General features: G+C 61.9%; 15 protein-coding genes, 1 tRNA gene and 2 pseudogenes. 9 read left to right on the plus strand and 9 right to left on the minus strand.

Translation table 11 applies throughout. From position 1 onward, the window contains the following. Positions 1-5: 5 nt before the first annotated feature. From BG842_RS04535 to BG842_RS04545, 3 genes and pseudogenes are all read left to right on the plus strand, one after another. Positions 6-1,678, plus strand: a pseudogene (locus BG842_RS04535) (alkaline phosphatase family protein). Positions 1,679-1,683: 5 nt separating this feature from the next. After that, positions 1,684-2,703, plus strand: coding sequence for a GNAT family N-acetyltransferase (locus tag BG842_RS04540; RefSeq protein ID WP_069449865.1), 1,020 nt, complete (start codon positions 1,684-1,686; stop codon positions 2,701-2,703). Positions 2,704-2,773: 70 nt separating this feature from the next. Further along, positions 2,774-3,724 (plus strand): hypothetical protein, encoded by a 951-nt coding sequence (locus BG842_RS04545; RefSeq protein ID WP_254662897.1) that lies wholly within the window; start codon positions 2,774-2,776, stop codon positions 3,722-3,724. A gap of 121 nt (positions 3,725-3,845) precedes the next feature. On the opposite strand, the gene BG842_RS04550 is transcribed toward BG842_RS04545, so the two are convergent. After that, positions 3,846-4,763, minus strand: a complete 918-nt coding sequence (locus tag BG842_RS04550) for a M23 family metallopeptidase (RefSeq protein ID WP_254662898.1) — start codon at positions 4,761-4,763, stop codon at positions 3,846-3,848. Between the two features lie 247 nt (positions 4,764-5,010). Beyond that, complete coding sequence (locus tag BG842_RS04555; RefSeq protein WP_254662899.1) at positions 5,011-5,469, minus strand: hypothetical protein; 459 nt, start codon at positions 5,467-5,469, stop codon at positions 5,011-5,013. 25 nt (positions 5,470-5,494) lie between these two features. Between BG842_RS04555 and BG842_RS04560 the strand changes: the two genes are divergently transcribed. Beyond that, positions 5,495-5,740, plus strand: a complete 246-nt coding sequence (locus tag BG842_RS04560; protein ID WP_254662900.1) for a helix-hairpin-helix domain-containing protein — start codon at positions 5,495-5,497, stop codon at positions 5,738-5,740. 85 nt (positions 5,741-5,825) lie between these two features. Then, positions 5,826-6,419: a peroxidase-related enzyme gene (locus tag BG842_RS04565; protein ID WP_069449856.1), complete on the plus strand. Its 594-nt coding sequence runs from the start codon at positions 5,826-5,828 to the stop codon at positions 6,417-6,419. Between the two features lie 886 nt (positions 6,420-7,305). Here the strand turns inward: BG842_RS04565 and BG842_RS04570 are convergent. From BG842_RS04570 to BG842_RS04580, 3 genes are all read right to left on the minus strand, one after another. Then, entirely contained in the window at positions 7,306-7,551 is a 246-nt protein-coding gene (locus BG842_RS04570) for a hypothetical protein (RefSeq protein WP_069449857.1), read from the minus strand. Between the two features lie 153 nt (positions 7,552-7,704). Further along, positions 7,705-7,899 carry a cold-shock protein gene (locus BG842_RS04575; RefSeq protein WP_007978806.1) on the minus strand — a complete coding sequence of 65 codons (195 nt, stop codon included), beginning with the start codon at positions 7,897-7,899 and terminating at the stop codon, positions 7,705-7,707. Positions 7,900-8,272: 373 nt separating this feature from the next. Next, positions 8,273-8,347 (minus strand) — tRNA-Arg (locus BG842_RS04580). A gap of 101 nt (positions 8,348-8,448) precedes the next feature. Between BG842_RS04580 and BG842_RS04585 the strand changes: the two are divergent. The 3 genes and pseudogenes from BG842_RS04585 to BG842_RS04595 all read left to right on the plus strand — a co-directional run bounded on the left by BG842_RS04585 (position 8,449) and on the right by BG842_RS04595 (position 10,596). Beyond that, positions 8,449-9,329 (plus strand): annotated as a pseudogene (locus BG842_RS04585) (geranylgeranylglycerol-phosphate geranylgeranyltransferase). A 158-nt stretch (positions 9,330-9,487) separates the two neighbouring features. Continuing rightward, positions 9,488-10,129: a recombinase RecA gene (locus BG842_RS04590; RefSeq protein WP_069449858.1), complete on the plus strand. Its 642-nt coding sequence runs from the start codon at positions 9,488-9,490 to the stop codon at positions 10,127-10,129. A gap of 56 nt (positions 10,130-10,185) precedes the next feature. Beyond that, positions 10,186-10,596 carry a CoA-binding protein gene (locus BG842_RS04595; protein WP_069449859.1) on the plus strand — a complete coding sequence of 137 codons (411 nt, stop codon included), beginning with the start codon at positions 10,186-10,188 and terminating at the stop codon, positions 10,594-10,596. Positions 10,597-10,654: 58 nt separating this feature from the next. On the opposite strand, the gene BG842_RS04600 is transcribed toward BG842_RS04595, so the two are convergent. From BG842_RS04600 to BG842_RS04615, 4 genes are all read right to left on the minus strand, one after another. Further along, on the minus strand, positions 10,655-12,673 hold the full coding sequence (locus BG842_RS04600; RefSeq protein WP_394327458.1) for an alkaline phosphatase PhoX: 2,019 nt from the start codon (positions 12,671-12,673) through the stop codon (positions 10,655-10,657). A 357-nt stretch (positions 12,674-13,030) separates the two neighbouring features. Beyond that, positions 13,031-13,450 carry a hypothetical protein gene (locus tag BG842_RS04605; protein ID WP_069449861.1) on the minus strand — a complete coding sequence of 140 codons (420 nt, stop codon included), beginning with the start codon at positions 13,448-13,450 and terminating at the stop codon, positions 13,031-13,033. 183 nt (positions 13,451-13,633) lie between these two features. Next, positions 13,634-14,614 (minus strand): PLP-dependent cysteine synthase family protein, encoded by a 981-nt coding sequence (locus tag BG842_RS04610; RefSeq protein ID WP_069449862.1) that lies wholly within the window; start codon positions 14,612-14,614, stop codon positions 13,634-13,636. Between the two features lie 57 nt (positions 14,615-14,671). Next, on the minus strand, positions 14,672-14,977 hold the full coding sequence (locus BG842_RS04615; protein ID WP_069449863.1) for a DUF5798 family protein: 306 nt from the start codon (positions 14,975-14,977) through the stop codon (positions 14,672-14,674). 81 nt (positions 14,978-15,058) lie between these two features. Here BG842_RS04615 and BG842_RS04620 point away from each other — a divergent pair. After that, positions 15,059-15,389: hypothetical protein (locus BG842_RS04620; protein WP_254662901.1), on the plus strand; the 331-nt coding region annotated here is incomplete at its 3' end.

Here is a 15,389-nt window from a genome sequence, read left to right on the forward strand (position 1 = left end):
GAGACATCGGTAACAACGAGGGCGTCGATGGAGACGTTGGTAACAACGACGGCCTTCGAACGCTGGTGCTCGGACTGGACGGGGCCTGTCTGCCGATTCTCGAACCGCTGTTTTCCGCGGGGCGCTTCCGAACCTCCGCTCGATATTCGACGGCGGCGTCTCGGGTCCGCTCGAATCCCAACTGCCGCCGTGGACGCCGAGCGCGTGGCCGTCGCTGTTCACCGGCGTCAACCCCGGAAAACACGGCGTGTTCAGCTTTCTGGACTACGAGGGCTACGACTGGAGCGTCGTGGACGGGTCGGACGTCCGCGCTGTCCCCGTCTGGGAGCACCTCTCCCAGCACGGATTCACGAGCGTCGTCGTCAACGTGCCCGTGACGCACCCGCCGCGCGAGTTCGACGGCGCGCTCGTGCCGGGGTACATGGCCCCCGACTCCCCGGCGTGTCACCCGCCGGACCTGCTCTCCGACCTCCGCGAGGAAATCGGGGACTACCGCGTCTACCCCGAAACGACGGACCTCCCGCCCGAGGAGGCCGCCGCCGAGTACCGCGACGTGGTAGAGATGCGCGGTGAGGCGTTCCGCCTCCTCGCGGACCGGTTCGACCCCGACTTCGGGTTCCTGCAGTTCCAGCAGACGGACACCGTGTTCCACGAGTTCCCCGGCGAGCGGGAGACGGTTCGGGCGGTGTACGAAGCGGTGGACGAGCAGGTCGGCGAGGTCCTCGACGCGACCGACCCGGACACCGTTCTCGTCGTCAGCGACCACGGGATGGGCGAGATGACGGGCACGGGATTCTACGTCAACGAATTCCTCGCAAAACACGGGTACGTGGACGTGTCGAAGGGCGGCGACGGAATGCCCTCGTGGGTTCCGACGCGAGAGTCGCGGCTTCGAAACGGCGACGCGGACGACCCGAACTTGCTTCGGCGCGTGACCGCCCTCGCTGCCAAGTGCGGCCTCACGACGGCACGGGCGGGAAAGCTGTTGTCGGCGGTCGGCCTCCGCGATTTTGCGTCCGAACACGTTCCCGCGGGGGTCGTCCGGGCGAGCGGCAGGCAGGTCGATTTCCCGGCCTCGACGGCGTACATGCGGGCCAGAATCGAGTGCGGCGTCCGCATCAATCTGGCGGGCCGCGACCCGAACGGCGTCGTCCCACCGGAGCGATACGAACCGCTCCGGACGGAACTCATCTCCCTCCTCGAAGGCGTCGAGACGCCGGAAGGCGAGCCGCTGTTCGAGGACGTGGCACGTCGGGAAGCGTACTTCGACGGCCCGGATGCGGACCGGGCGGTCGATATCGTCACGGTTCCGGCCGACTTCGACCACTTCCTCTCCGCGGAGCTTTCGGGGGACGAGTTCGCCGCGCCCGGCCAACCGTGGAACCACAAGCGAAACGGCGTCGTCGCCATGGCGGGTGACGGCATCGACGACCCGCTCGGGGACGCCCACCTCTTCGACGTGACACCTACCGTTCTCGCGCTGTTCGGCGTGCCGACGAGCACCGAGATGGACGGCGAAGTGTTGTCCTCCGCGGAACCCATCGGGGAACGTTCGTACCCGACGCGGCGGGAGGGCGGACGCGAGCGGAAGGAAGAAGTGCGGGAGGACGGACGCGAACCGACCGCATCTGAGGAATCGATGGAGAACCGACTGACGGCACTCGGCTATTTGGAGTGATACGCATGACGATAGACGTTAAAGAAGCGGACGACAGCACGCTCGACCGATGGAACTCGTTCGTGGACGAATCGAAGGAAACGACCCCGTTTCATCGACGCGAGGCGCTCACGCACCTCGCGGAAACGGCGAACGCCGAGGTGCGGTTCCTCGTCGGCTACAAAGGGCAGGAACCGGTCGGCATCTTCCCGATATTCGAGACGACCAAGGGACCGTTCCGGATGGTGTACTCGCCGCCGCCACACCTGGAGGTGTACTACCTCGGTCCGGCCCTGCTCAACTTCTCGAAGCTGAAACAGCGGAAGGCGGAGCGCCGACATCGGTCGTTCATCGACGGCTGTCTGTCGTGGATAGACGACGAAATCGACCCGCACTACGTGGACGTTCGGACCGTGGACGGGTACACCGACCTGCGCCCCTTCTCGTGGAACGGGTTCGACGTGTCGCCGTCGTACACGTACATCCTCGACCTGACGGAAGACGATCTGCTGATGCAGTTTAGCCGGGACGCGCGGAGCAACGTCAGGAACCGGGACGACGACTGCACGATTCGGGAAGCGGGCGTCGAGGGTATCGAGGCGGTCATCGGCCAGATTCAGAACCGTCACGCGGCACAGGACAAGGAGTACCGCATCGACCCCGCGTTCGTGACCGAACTGTACGAGCGACTGCCCGAGGGATGCGTCCGCCCCTACGTCTGCGAGCGCGACGGCGAAATCCTCGGCGGCATGGTCACGCTCGAAGGGGACGACACTATCTACCGCTGGCAGGGCGGCGCGAAACACGACCTCGACGTGCCCATCAACGATCTGCTGGATTGGTACATCATTCGGGACGCGCGGGAACGAGGGCTGACCCGCTACGACCTCGTGGGCGCGAACCTGCCCCGCCTCTGTCGGTACAAATCGAAGTTCGGCCCGGAGCCGGTCGCCTACCACACCGTCCAGCGGAAGACGACCCGGATGCAGGCGGTGACCGGGGTGTATCGTCGGCTCCCGTCCGCGCTCAGGGTGGTGTCGGAATGAGAGACCCTGCTGCCGACCTGTTCGCCCCCGACCTGCTAGCCGACGATTGCCCGACTGCAAGCCGACGAGCATGACGAAGCGAACACGGAACGGCATCGAGCGACGAACACGGGACGGTATCGACCGACGAACGTACCTCCTCGCGGTCGCCGGGGGCGTCGGTGCCATCGGCGGCGTTTCGGCCGCCGGTGCCGAGAGCCAGAGCGTCGGGTCCCGTTCGAAGGCGGTCGTTCGACCGTCGGAGTTCGTCCTCGAACAAGGCGATACGTGCGTCCCGCTCGGTGTTGTCACGTCGGACCTTCCGATAGAGACGTTCTACGACTACCGCTCGTCGGACACCGACCCGAAGGGGTGGTACAGCGCCTACGGCCCGGCGACCGACCTCGAACAGGCCGAAAACAGTGTCCTCTACCTCTACCGCGGTCCGAAGGGGAGGAGCCTCGTCTTCATGCACGGAAAGCGCGGGAGCGACGGCGGCGGGTCGGTCACGTTCCACATCACCGGTCTCCCCGCGGACGGCGAGTGGGCGGTCACCGACGACCAGTACGACGCGTCCACCAACTACGACACCTTCTCGAAGTCGGACGACGGCTGGACCGTTGATTGGACGTGGGCGGGCGATTCCCACCACGGCGGGGGTGCCGACGGCGGTGCGTTCCGGGGAATCACCCGCGACGACGTGGTGACCATCGACCCGGCGTTCAACGCCGACGCGCGGTTGTACAGGCAACACGTGAACCGAAACTACGTCGGACCGGTCGAGAACTGGAACGCGCTCGCGGCCGATTCCAAGGGCCATCGGTGGGCGTCGTTGGACATGGAAACGCCGGTCGTCATCCGTTCAGGGCAGTGTGGTGGGAACGGCGGTTCGACGACTACGACCTCGACCCGACCACGACTGCCACCGAACCGCGGACGACGCGCGGCGCGAGTCGGACAGAAGAGACGACGAGCGCCACCGGGAGAACCACGACCGGTTCGGGAGGCGACCCGACCGTCACGGACGGCACGACGCATGTGACATCGACGGCGACCGAAGGGGCGGCGAGCGGACCCGCAGACGGAACCACGTCGAACGGACAGGCCGGGTTCGGAATCCTCGCCGGTGTCGCTGGGTTCCTCGGGATGCTCGGTGCGAGTCGCTACTTCGAGCGGATAACTCCGACTGAGCGGACTGTGCGCCTCAGTCCGCTCTCGGGCGACCCGCTGGCCCACCGAAACGTAGCGGGGGTCGCCGGAGTCGTCCGCCGCGTCGGACGCGACGTCCTCGAACCGAATCGGCAGTCCCATCCCAAGGTAGAAGTTCGGGCGGTCCTGGACGTGGAAGTGAAGGTGGGTTCCGTCGAATTGCCGGAGTGCCCACAGCGACCGATCTGCTGTCCGCGTTCCACGCGCTCGCCCTCGGAGACCGCGATGCTTCCGCGCTGGAGGTGTGCCGAGACGCTGTACTCGCTGTCGGCGTGCTCGATGATGATCCAGTTGCCGAGGATGTTGCGTTGGCGCAGGTCGAGCCATCCACCCGCCCGCGGACCGTCTCGATGGCCGTCGTGCGCCGCGACGACGACGCCATCCGCGGGTGCGCGTATCGGCTCGCCGTAGCAGTAGTACTGGTCCGGGCGCGACCCGTCGCCGGTGTGAGTGCGACCCTCCTCGTCAGTTATCACGAAGTCGAGGGCGTATCGTTGGGCGAGGATGCTCCACGAATGGGAGCGTTCGCGCGTGGGGCCGCCGTTGATGACCGTCCACGTTTTGCCGTCCGTCGGTGCTGTACCACCGTCGGCGTCGTCGGTGGAGTCGTCCCGCAATGTGCTGTCGGCGAACGGCAACCGGTAGGTGGTCGCCTGTTCGAACCGGTCGGGGTTCGGCAATCGACCGCGGTATCGAAGGAGCGTCGGAACGTGTCCGACCAGTTGGAGAACGCCTTGTACGAACACGAACGGGTTCAACTGCAACAGCAGAAGCGACAGGCGCGACCGGCGCGTATAGGATTTCCCGCCGATGGCGACCCAATCGGTCGGGTCCTCCTCGTCCTCGCCGAACGAGGGAAGGAAGCCCCGCACGAGCGGCCACAACCCGAATATGAAAAACAGCGCGAACTGTCGGAGGGGCCGAAGCGATTGGGACAGGTAGCCGGGTATCGAGAGGAAGCCGAGCAGAGAGAGGAACGTGGGGTCGGGGAGACGCGTCGGGTCGATTCTACTCCGTCACCGGAATCGGGCGGGCCGTGTGCGCCGGACATCGGGAGTAGATGGGATCGTCTCCCGCTTCAGTGTTTGGCGAACGAATCTCCAATTGAATTTTTGATAGTTACTCCACGGTTCGCCGCGTCGTCTCCGTGGCGTGGGCGGTGTCGTCTATCGTAACGGACAGTTCCTCGTCTTCGAGTCGGAAGGTGAGTCGGAGGGGGTCATCGTCGCGCTCGTCCACGAGCGACCCGTCGTTCTGTGCGAATTCGAGCTCCCAGAGATACGCCGTGTGGACGGAGCGTCCGTGGCGATTGTACAACGCGTTCACCTCCAGATGGCTCAACAAGCAGAATCCGATGGGGCCGAGGAGCTGTCCGCCACACGTCTCACAGACCGCGTGGAATCGCGGGACTACCTCCTCTCCCACCTCCGTTTCGACCGGCCGGACCGCGGTCGAAATCGAGTCGTAGCACTTGGGACACGTGCCGAGGAGCACCAACTCCACGGCGCGGTGGACCAACACCGTCGCCAACTCGACGAGTTCCTCGACGGTCGCGTCCGCGGCGGCGTTAGGTGGCACTCCCCATTGGAACAGGGGATGGTCGTTGTCACAGGAGACGGAGAGCGAAGAGGACGCGGAGATGGAAGCGGAGGGCGACGGCCAGCACCTCGAACGGATCGACGGGTTGGGCGACACCTACCGCTCACGGCTCGAAAATGCGGGCATCGACTCCCTCGAAGACCTCGCTTCCGCCGAACCGGACGACGTTGCCGAGGCGGCGAACGTCCCACAGACCAGAGCCGAAGGGCGGGTCGAAGAGGCCTCCGAAGAGCAACGCTCGAACGCGTAACGGACGCTACCAGTTTTGTTTTTCGGATCCGACCGTCTCGGAACCGGACGACTTTGTTAAGTGAGAACACACCGAATTGGGGGATATGTCCGACCCGACCCTCTCCGACGAGGCACAGCGACGATTTCCCGTCCCCGACTACGATGAGATTCCCGACGACCTCCGCGAACGCATCGACGAGGAGACCGAACGCGCCGGATTCACGCCGAACGTGTTCGCGGCGCTCGCGTACAAGCCCTCCCACTTCCGCGCGTTCATGGCCTTCCACGACGCCCTCGTAGACGATACGTCGCTCGACCGCGAGGAGGTAGAGATGATAATCGTCGCCGTCTCCGGGGTCAACCACTGCTATTACTGCAACGTCGCCCACGGCGCGCTCGTTCGCATCTACGCGAAACGGCCCACCCTCGCCGACCAGTTGGTGGCGAACTACCGGCAGGCGGACGTGAGCGAGAAACGGATGGCGATGCTCGACGTGGCGGTGAAACTCACTGAGCGCCCGACCGAGGTGTCCGACGATGACCTACAACGACTGCGCGACGTCGGGTACAGCGACGAGGAAGTATGGGACATCGGAAGCGTGACGTCCTTTTTCAACCTCTCGAACCGGATGGCCATGTTCGCCGACTGGCGACCAAACGAGGAGTTCCACACGATGGGCAGGGAACGACGCGAGTAGCTTTCCGTGACGAACGGACGTCGGCACGCGAGTCGTGCCGTCCTATCGCGCTAAAAATCGACCGCTCCACCGAACTCGTTGTACGAACGGGGGTGGAATCGAACCACCGGGGCCACGAAGTGGCCGCCACCGACCGGGGTCGATGGTGCTTCTACCAACAAGCAACCCGTTCTCGTCCCGGAGTCCCCCACCGGAGCGCGGTATGGCCGTGCCGGGAAGCGGGCACGACCTGACTGGCGTGAGTATGCCGTGGAACACGACGTTGGGCAGCTGTGCTCGAACGTCGCGGAGTGCGTGGCGACCCGGTTGCACCCTACGACGCTCGCAATTCATCCAATGGCCGCATCCGGTATTGTTATGCGTCCCTACCGTCGAATAATCCGACCGGAACGCACCACGACTGACGACGGTGACGTGAAACAGGCCGACTCGTTGCGACTCGTGTTGGTATCGAACGGACGCCGCAAGCTTTTGTTTGACCGTCGAACGAATCGTTCTTTCGGGCGTGAGGCGTCCGAATTCGGGAATCTCGGAGCGCCGATATTTGACAACCTATTTTTTGTTTCTGTGGCCCGCCGCACGATACGGGTGCGTATTCACCAAACCGTTTGTCCTCCGAGACTAACTTTACGAGCCGCCGACCGGAGGGGTCTTGGAGTTAGATCTTATTCTTCTCGCAACGAGTCTATTCAGTGATTTCGATCGAACGTCGAGAAAGCGGGCGTTTGTCGACAACGAACGAGTGGAATACGTCTTGTACTGTGTAAAAACCTTAAGCGAAAATATGAATACGACCCCACTGTGGGGAGAGGCGGTTGGACCTATCGAGTAACCGTCTCTGGGAATTCCTCTTACTCCGGTAGCTGCCTGCTCTGTTCTGTATCGATCACTGCTTCCCCTCGAAAGGTTCATCTCTCTGTTCGAGCACTACCGTGAGCTTCCCCGCCCTCTGTCGTTGGGCGGCATCGTGGAGCCCCTCAAAGTGCTCTAACATCTTCGTTGAATCACTCGTTCCGGCACGGACCGTCCGTGACTCCTCTCGGAGCGTGTCGTACAGTCGATTTAGCAATCTTTCAACGGCATGTGCATCGTCCTTCGACGTGATCTCGAAGGTGGCCTCGTACTCATCCATACTGTCGCATAGGTTCTTTCGAGGGATAGGGTTATCCCAAACGGGGCTCTCTACCGCATCCTCTCGTCAAACAGCGATAGTTCTCTCCGAGAAGTTCGACTGGAGAAATGAAGTTCCGTCGTATCGCCGTGTGGCGACGGTACGAAACGTTAATTAGTTGCGGACGACGTTCGTCGCGCGCGGGCCCTTGGGGGCCTGCTCGATGTCGAATTCGATATCGGTCCCTTCCGTCAGGTCTTCGCCGCCAACGTCCTCCATGTGGAAGAACACGTCGTCGTCGGAGTCGTCAGTCGAGATGAAACCGTAGCCGCCAGTGTCGTTGAAGAAATCAACCTTACCGTTTGCCATTACGAGTATACACAATCCCACGACACGGTTAAGTGTTCCGTATTCATTTTATAATATGGAGTGTATTTGGACCAACATCCAGAAAAGACGAGTTCCGATATTTATTTGACCAACTGAGGAGTTCTGTGGAGGAGATTCACTGAATTCATCAGAACGAACCGTTCCTTCTACCGAACCCATACTTCTCGCTCGACGAAGCCCTCGCTAATGGTCGGGTCATGAATCTCGGTGGAAACCACTCAGTTGTTCGACTATCGAACGAAAGCGACGGCGCTGCAGGATTTGAACCACGGTCGTTCCGCTTCGCTCCACTCCCTGATTCAAATCCTTCGCGGACATCATCCGCTCGTCACGTTCGTTCCTCGCAGAATGATGGGCGCTGCAGGATTTGAACCCGCGGCAACTTGGTCCGAAGCCAAGCACTCTGTCCAGACTGAGCTAAGCGCCCGTAATCATTCGTACTGCCCCCTACTTTTTAAACGTCGTGGTTTCGTCTCGCGGAAATCTCATTCCGACCATTTATACGGCGTGGACCGAGTACGTCGCCGTATGAGTATCGACGGACGTGCGAAGGGACTGTTCGAACTCACACGTCCGGGGAATACGTTCGCGGCGGGCGTGCTCACCTTTATCGGCGCGTTCGTCGCGGGCGGCGTCTTCACCGATTCGCAACCGGTGCAAGTGGTTGCGGCCGTGGTGGCGACGTGGTTGGCGACGGGGGCGGGCAACGCCATCAACGACTACTTCGACCGGGAGATCGACCGCATCAACGCGCCGGAGCGACCCATTCCGCGGGAGCGGTTTCGCCGAAGGGAACCTTGATATTCAGTATCGTGTTGTTCGTCGGTGCCGTGGTCGCGGCGCTCGCGTTGCCCGTCTTCGCCATCGGCATCGCGGCGCTCAACCTCCTCGCGCTCGTGGCCTACACGAAATTATTCAAGGGTCTGCCGGGAGTCGGGAACGCCGTCGTCGCCTATCTCGGAGGCAGCACGTTTCTGTTCGGCAGTGCGGCGGTCGCGGCCGACGCGGGAAGCGTCGGCGTTCCGGTCGATCAAATCCGAACCGCCGCGATTCTCTTTTTGCTCGCCGCACTCTCGACGTTCACGCGGGAGATAATCAAGGATGTCGAGGACATGGCTGGCGACCGAGAAGAGGGATTGAACACTCTTCCGTTGGCAATCGGTGCACGTCGTTCGACGGCCTTCGGTGCGATACTACTCGTCGTCGCCGTCGCCGCGAGTCCCCTACCGTATCTGTGGGGCGTGTTCGGGCTGCCCTATCTGGTGGTCGTCGTTCCCGCGGACGCCATCATGCTCTATGCCGCCGCCGAGAGTTTCGGGAACCCGACAGCCGGGCAGAATCATTTGAAATATGGTATGTTCCTCGCCGCTATCGCGTTCGTCATCGGTCGGATAGCCGTTCTCTTTTGAGTGTTTTCGACGGGTCAGATGGCAATCAAAAAGAATATAAGCGGACCCCAATATATAAATCCCAGATGATACAGGGGGAGAAAACTGGCGTTTCGCTCACCGTTCCCCCGTTTCGTTATCGAATCGAAAGGTGCAACCGTGTACAGTGAGGGTCCACGATGTACGACTTAGGTGGGGCGTTCGCAGGGAGAGACATCAATCCCGGGACGAATCTGCTCGTTGCAGGACCGCCGATGACCGGAAAGCGGCGTCTCACGTTCGATATGCTCGCACACGGCAACCGTGCAGGTGATGGTTCGATACTCGTGACGACGAAAAGTGCGGGTGAACAGGTGCTCTCGGAGTACGAATCGCGCCTCGATGGCCCGGACGCTCCCATCGGTGTCGTGGATTGTGTTTCGAAACAGCAGGGAATGGCTCCGCAGCGGACCGAAGGTATCGAATTCGCGTCCTCGCCGGTGGACATGACCGGCATCGGAATCAAACTCTCGGAGTACCTCCACCGATTTTACGATTCAGGCGTCCGTTCCAACCGCATCGCGTTCGATTCGCTTTCGACGCTCCTCATGTACTCGAATCTCCAAACCGTGTTCCGGTTCCTCCACGTCTTCACCGGTCGCGTCCAGAGCGCGGAGGCCATCGGACTGTTCGTCATCGATTCCTCGGCGCACGACGCGCAGACGATGAGCACGCTCCGGCAGTTGTTCGACGGCGAAATCGAAGTTCGGGAAGACGAGGACGACGGGTCGGAAATCCGGTTGAAGGGCGTCGGCCCGACGACCGAGTGGCGGCGAGTGTAGCTCGCCGTTCGGCGAAAGAGCCAACGCTTTTGCGCGTTGGTCGTCTCAGTTCTCCCATGGCAATCGAAGGAGACGACGAACTGCGGGACATCCTCGAACTCGACACGGTGGCGGTCGTCGGCTGCTCTTCGACGCCCGGAAAGGACGCCCACGAGATTCCGAAATACCTCCGCGACCACGGCTACGAGGTCATCCCGGTCAACCCCTTCGCGGACGAAATTTTCGGACGGGAAGCGGCCGATTCCCTCGCCGATGTGGACGAGGAAATAGACATCGTGGACGTGTTCCGACCGAGCGAGGAGGTTCCCGAAATCGTCGATGCCGCTCTCGAACGGGACGACGTGGATACCGTCTGGATGCAGTTGGGCATCCGCGACGACGACGCGGCGAAACGCGCGGAGGACGCCGGAAAACGAGTCGTTCAAGACCGCTGTATGAAGGTCGAGTACGGCCGGTTGATGGGGTAACGGGGACGAACCCCATCGAAAACCCGCCGAATCGCTGTTTCCCTTACTTCTCGGGTTCCTAGACGTACAGACAGTCGTTGCTGTAGGACCGACCGAACTTATCGGCGTCCTCACAGCAGAGGACGCGACCGTCGTCCATCACGTAGATGTTGTCGACGTTGATGAGGGCGTCGTCCGCGATGTCCGCCGGGTCGCTCGCGTCGGGGCCGACGATGACGGGTTCGAGGGTCGAAACGTTGTAATCGTCTTCGAGTTCGGCGCGGTAGACGACGCCGCCGTCCACGCGGTCGAGTCGAACGTCGCCGAGCGTGTCGGCCAGCGCGTCGTTGAGCGCCGAGATGGCGAAGTAGATGTAGTCGCCGGGTTGCGCACCGTCGACGCTATCGACGCCTTCGGCCTTGTTGAACTCGATGGTCGCGCCGACTTCCTTAGCCGCCGCACGGGTTTCGAGGAAGGGAACCTTCCGGAGTTCCTCGTCCACGCCGTTCGGCCCTTCGTTCTCGTACTGCTCGGCCCACTCTACGATCTCCTCGTTCGTGATGTAGTTCCGGTTGCCGTTTTCGACGACTTCCGTATCGGCCTCTTCGAGCGCCGTGTCGAGGTCGTCTTCCCAGTCGGTGTCGGCGTGGGTGTCGAGGTAATCGACCTGTGTAACGTCGTCGTACTCGGAGATCCATTTCTCGACCTCGTAGTTCGCGGCGTGACCTAGTTCCAACCACTCGAATTCGAGGCTCACGTCGGAGGGCGGGTTCTTCTTCGCCGCGTCCGCGTTGGTCACCTTCGGCGCGTACAGGGTTCCGGCGACGTTCATCGGGTCGCAGTAGCCGTCGATTTCCTCGTCGGCGACGAACTTGTAGATTCCCTTGCTGTCGCCGTCGGAACAACCGTACACGGTTCGTTTGTCGCTCTGTATGTCAGGGGATTCCCACGACGCTCGGCCCATCACATAGTATTTGATGGGTTCCGGCGTCTCCGCCGTCGGCTCGGGGAAATCGACGAAGTAGCCGTAGCGGTACGGGTTCGGGTACACGTCACCGATGGGGTTCGTCGTGTTCCGCTCGTCCTCCGCGGACTGGTCGACCGGTGTGGCAGTCTGGTCGATGCGTTCGGCACCGAGGTAGTACGCGAGGAATTCGAGTCCCGTGAGCGCCCAGTAGCCTTGGACGCCCCACGACTCGTCGCCGTAGTACTCGTCGATGGCTTCCTGAATTCCGCTCGGATTCGGTCGGTTCCAGAACTGACAGCCGCCGATGAGGTTCTTCCCGCTTCCCTTCTCCACGATGTCGCTTACCGTCGCGGTCAGCGAAACGCGGGGTTGCGCGTAGTTCTCCTCCGCCGAAATCATCGTGTTCCACGGACTGCGGTCGCCGTAGCAGTTGATTCGCGTCCCACCGAGTTTGCGCATCGGTTCCGTGTTTGCGAGGTTGATGGCGTTCTCCAGGTCGGCGGTCCAGCCGCCGTCTTCGTCCTGACTGATGGGTATTCGAGACACGTTTCCGGGGCTGTTTTCCCAGTTGGTGAACAGGAACCCTTCGGTACCCTCCTCGTCGGTCGGAATGAACTGATTACAGTCGGGATTGGATGCGGGGTCACCGTACTGCGTCCCGGCGAAGTTGTCCGGCGTGATGTTCCAGCCGTCCGGCGTTTGGGTAACGCCGAGACGTTCGGTGCTCCCGTTGATGCGGTCTTCCTCCCGTGCGAGGAACGTGAATTCGCCGCTCGCGCTCCGAACCATCCCTTTCTCCTCGTTCGTTTGCGGCGTCGAAAGCCCGGAGAAGTCGTCGTTGCGTCCGTCCATCGAAAACCGGAACCCCTCGAAATAGCCGATGCCGGACCTGTTGTACGGCGCGGGGTTGTCGCGGCTCGGGTGTTGAAGGCTGTACAGCGGCGTCCCGTCGTCGAAGACGAACGGGCCAGTGACCTCCGCGCCGAACGCGGTGGACGAAAAGCGCTTGAGGCTGCCCTTTACGTACGGTGCACTCGGAGTGTCGTCGTCCTCCGGCGGTTCGGTGCTCTCGATTCCGATAACGTTCGACGAAACGCTCGCGCCCAGTGTCGCAGCGACCGATGTGGCCATCAGTTTGCGTCGGGTGAACTCGACCATGCGAGCGTCGATTTACAGTAAGATACTATGTAAATTTATAATATATGTATGTGGTATATTGGTTCGGTACGACGTCTATGTACGCGTTTCCCCGACATTGTTCGAAGATTTAAACATTCGTCCGACATCCGCCGAGAACGTGGTGCTTTCACGGAACTCGGCGAGCGTTCGGCCGAGTCTCCCTCTCTCCCTCGCTCTATAGTTCCCGAACTGGTTTGGTATCGTATGGAAATCCGGTGTGATGTGGGTGATGATGGGGGCCTCCCACGGAGCTATTCACTCCATCCCCAACCGAAAACAGAACGTTCTCCGAGAGACGAGCGAGTTCCCCTACTCCATTCCCATCTCTTCCGCGCCGGTGCGTATCTCTTCGGCCCGCTTCCGAACCGTCGAAACGTACCGTTCTATCTCCGGAGGCGTTTTGCCGTAGAACGAGGCGACCCAGTTGAGGTCGGTGTACGGTTGGGTGAGGAAGTACGCGGACAACGTATCCCGACCCGCCTGGATTATCTCCGGCGGGACACCGCGTTCGCCCGTTCCCGCCTCCTCGAACCCGTTCACGTCGAAGTACACGTCCGCGTACAGTTCCGCCAACTCGGGGTCCTCGAACCGAACTCCTTCGTGGTTCGGCGCTTCGAATCGGTAGCGGGCGCTCCCATCTTCGGCCGGTATCGTGACGATTCGGACTCCCAGTATGTACTCCCTGTATACCGTCTCGGTGGGAGTTGCATTTCGATCAGTCTGTGACATGGATAGTTGGTCGTGGTCGCTCGACCGTCACCGAGACCGATAGTCGTCGGTCCTCGGATGTAGAGGCCCAAGGGGGAGCGTCGTTTAGTAGTTTGATAATTTCACTATATACGGCTCCGTACCTTGCATCCGCCAAAGTCGGTCAGCGTCTCTCCGTCTCCATGTACCTCTCTAACCCCGCGCTTATCCCTCCCACTCGGCGAACGAGCGGTAGATTCCCTTCGAGAGGTAGCGCTCGCTGGAGTCGGGGAAGATGGTGACGACCGAGTTTCCGGGGGCATCGATTTCGCCGTCCCGAATCTTCTCGGCGACCTGTTGGGCCGCGATACTCGCTGCACCGGCCGAGGAGCCGACGAGGTGGCCCTCTTCGCGTGCGAGCCGTTTCAGTTCGTCGTGGGCGGTTTCGTCCGGCACTTGGATGATTTCGTCCACGAGTTCGGGGTCGAACAGTTCGTTGGTCGTCGGATCGTGCGTCCCGATGCCCTCGATTTTGTACTCCTCCTCGGGCACGTCGGCCCCCTTCGTCGTGGAGTAGAGCGACCCTTCCGGTTCGACGGCGGCGACGTAGGTATCAGGGTGCTGGTCGCGGGCGTACTTCGCCATGCCCATCAGGGTTCCAGCGGTGCCACACCCGGCAACGACCGCGCCGATGTCGCCGTCGAGGGCGTCGTAGAGTTCCGGTCCCGTCGTCTCGTAGTGCGCCTCGACGTTCAGCGGGTTGCTGAACTGCTGTGGAACGACCGCGTTCTCGGTTTCCTCGGCGAGCTGGTGGGCGCGCTCGATGGCGCCGCCCATGCCGTCCGCGGTCGGCGTGTTGATGACCTCCGCGCCGAGCGCGCGCATGAGCTGTTGCTTTTCGAGGCTGAACCGTTCCGGGACGACGAACACGGCGTTCACGCCGAGTTGCCCGGCGGCGATGGCGAAGCCGATACCCGTGTTTCCGGCGGTCGGTTCGATGACGGTCCCGCCGGGTCGGAGTTCGCCGCTGTCGAGCATCGCCTCTATCATGTACTTCCCGATGCGGTCCTTGACGCTCGCGCCGGGGTTGAACGACTCCACTTTCGCGTACACTGGTACCTCGTCGGGGGCGGCCTGAACACGAACGAGCGGGGTTCGACCCACCGTGTCGAGGACCGATTCGAGCGGTTCCCGATATGTCGTCATGTCGCAAAAATTGACGGGAGGGCTGTTAGTCGTTGTTATGTCTTCCGACTCGGTGACTCACGTACTCGCTTCGACCGTCTCGTCGGTCGAGTCGTCCTCCGCTTCGCCCTCGTCGTCCGCCTCGGCGGATTCGACTTCGGACAGCACCTCGTCTACGTCGATGCCTTCCTCGCGGGCCAACGCCTCGATGAGCGCCTTCTGGTGTTCGTTTTCCGCTTCGAGTCGCTCGACGCGCTCGTTCGTCGTCTCCAGCGTCTCGCGCATGTCGACCAACTGCTCGCGCATCTCGTTGAGTTTAGCGTACAGTTTCTCCGCGGTGTCGGCGACTTTCTGAATCTTCTTGGCCGTGCTTCCGAGTCCCATATTCCCCCATTCGTTCCGGAGTAATGTGGGTTTTCCGACTCAAGCAGGACGTTTAACTCGGTTCCACGGATGGGTATGCACATGAGCAAGGCGCTGAAAGCCGGTATGGTGTCGTGTCTGGTCGTAGTTGCGCTCGTTTCCCTGCCGTATTTCGTCGCTCCGGCGACGGCGGTCAGCGTCTACTACGATACGATACCCGTTCCCGTCGAACTGCTCGACGTTCTCCTCTCTCTCGTCGCGTTCATCGCGTTCGGGTCCGCACTCCGCGGCCGGTCGGACCCGGCGACCGTCGCGGGCGTCACCCTCGTCCTCGGCGGCTTTCTGGCGGGTATTACGCTCTGGTGGGCCATCGTGACCCCCGCGTCCACGTTGGTCGAAGCGGCACGCATGGACGCGTTGAACGGGTATCGCT

The sequence above is a fragment of the Haladaptatus sp. W1 genome, assembly GCF_001723155.1.
In the GTDB taxonomy this organism is placed as follows: domain Archaea; phylum Halobacteriota; class Halobacteria; order Halobacteriales; family Haladaptataceae; genus Haladaptatus; species Haladaptatus paucihalophilus.

What these genes read in the sequence shown, in the direction of transcription:
- BG842_RS04610 (WP_069449862.1), bottom strand. Translation starts at nt 14,614, where the DNA reads ATGACGACATATCGGGAACCGCTCGAATCGGTCCTCGACACGGTGGGT.
- BG842_RS04600 (WP_394327458.1), bottom strand. Translation starts at nt 12,673, where the DNA reads ATGGCCACATCGGTCGCTGCGACACTGGGCGCGAGCGTTTCGTCGAAC.
- BG842_RS04565 (WP_069449856.1), top strand. Translation starts at nt 5,826, where the DNA reads ATGTCCGACCCGACCCTCTCCGACGAGGCACAGCGACGATTTCCCGTC.
- BG842_RS04545 (WP_254662897.1), top strand. Translation starts at nt 2,774, where the DNA reads ATGACGAAGCGAACACGGAACGGCATCGAGCGACGAACACGGGACGGT.
- BG842_RS04590 (WP_069449858.1), top strand. Translation starts at nt 9,488, where the DNA reads ATGTACGACTTAGGTGGGGCGTTCGCAGGGAGAGACATCAATCCCGGG.
- BG842_RS04595 (WP_069449859.1), top strand. Translation starts at nt 10,186, where the DNA reads ATGGCAATCGAAGGAGACGACGAACTGCGGGACATCCTCGAACTCGAC.
- BG842_RS04575 (WP_007978806.1), bottom strand. Translation starts at nt 7,899, where the DNA reads ATGGCAAACGGTAAGGTTGATTTCTTCAACGACACTGGCGGCTACGGT.
- BG842_RS04570 (WP_069449857.1), bottom strand. Translation starts at nt 7,551, where the DNA reads ATGGATGAGTACGAGGCCACCTTCGAGATCACGTCGAAGGACGATGCA.
- BG842_RS04605 (WP_069449861.1), bottom strand. Translation starts at nt 13,450, where the DNA reads ATGTCACAGACTGATCGAAATGCAACTCCCACCGAGACGGTATACAGG.
- BG842_RS04615 (WP_069449863.1), bottom strand. Translation starts at nt 14,977, where the DNA reads ATGGGACTCGGAAGCACGGCCAAGAAGATTCAGAAAGTCGCCGACACC.
- BG842_RS04540 (WP_069449865.1), top strand. Translation starts at nt 1,684, where the DNA reads ATGACGATAGACGTTAAAGAAGCGGACGACAGCACGCTCGACCGATGG.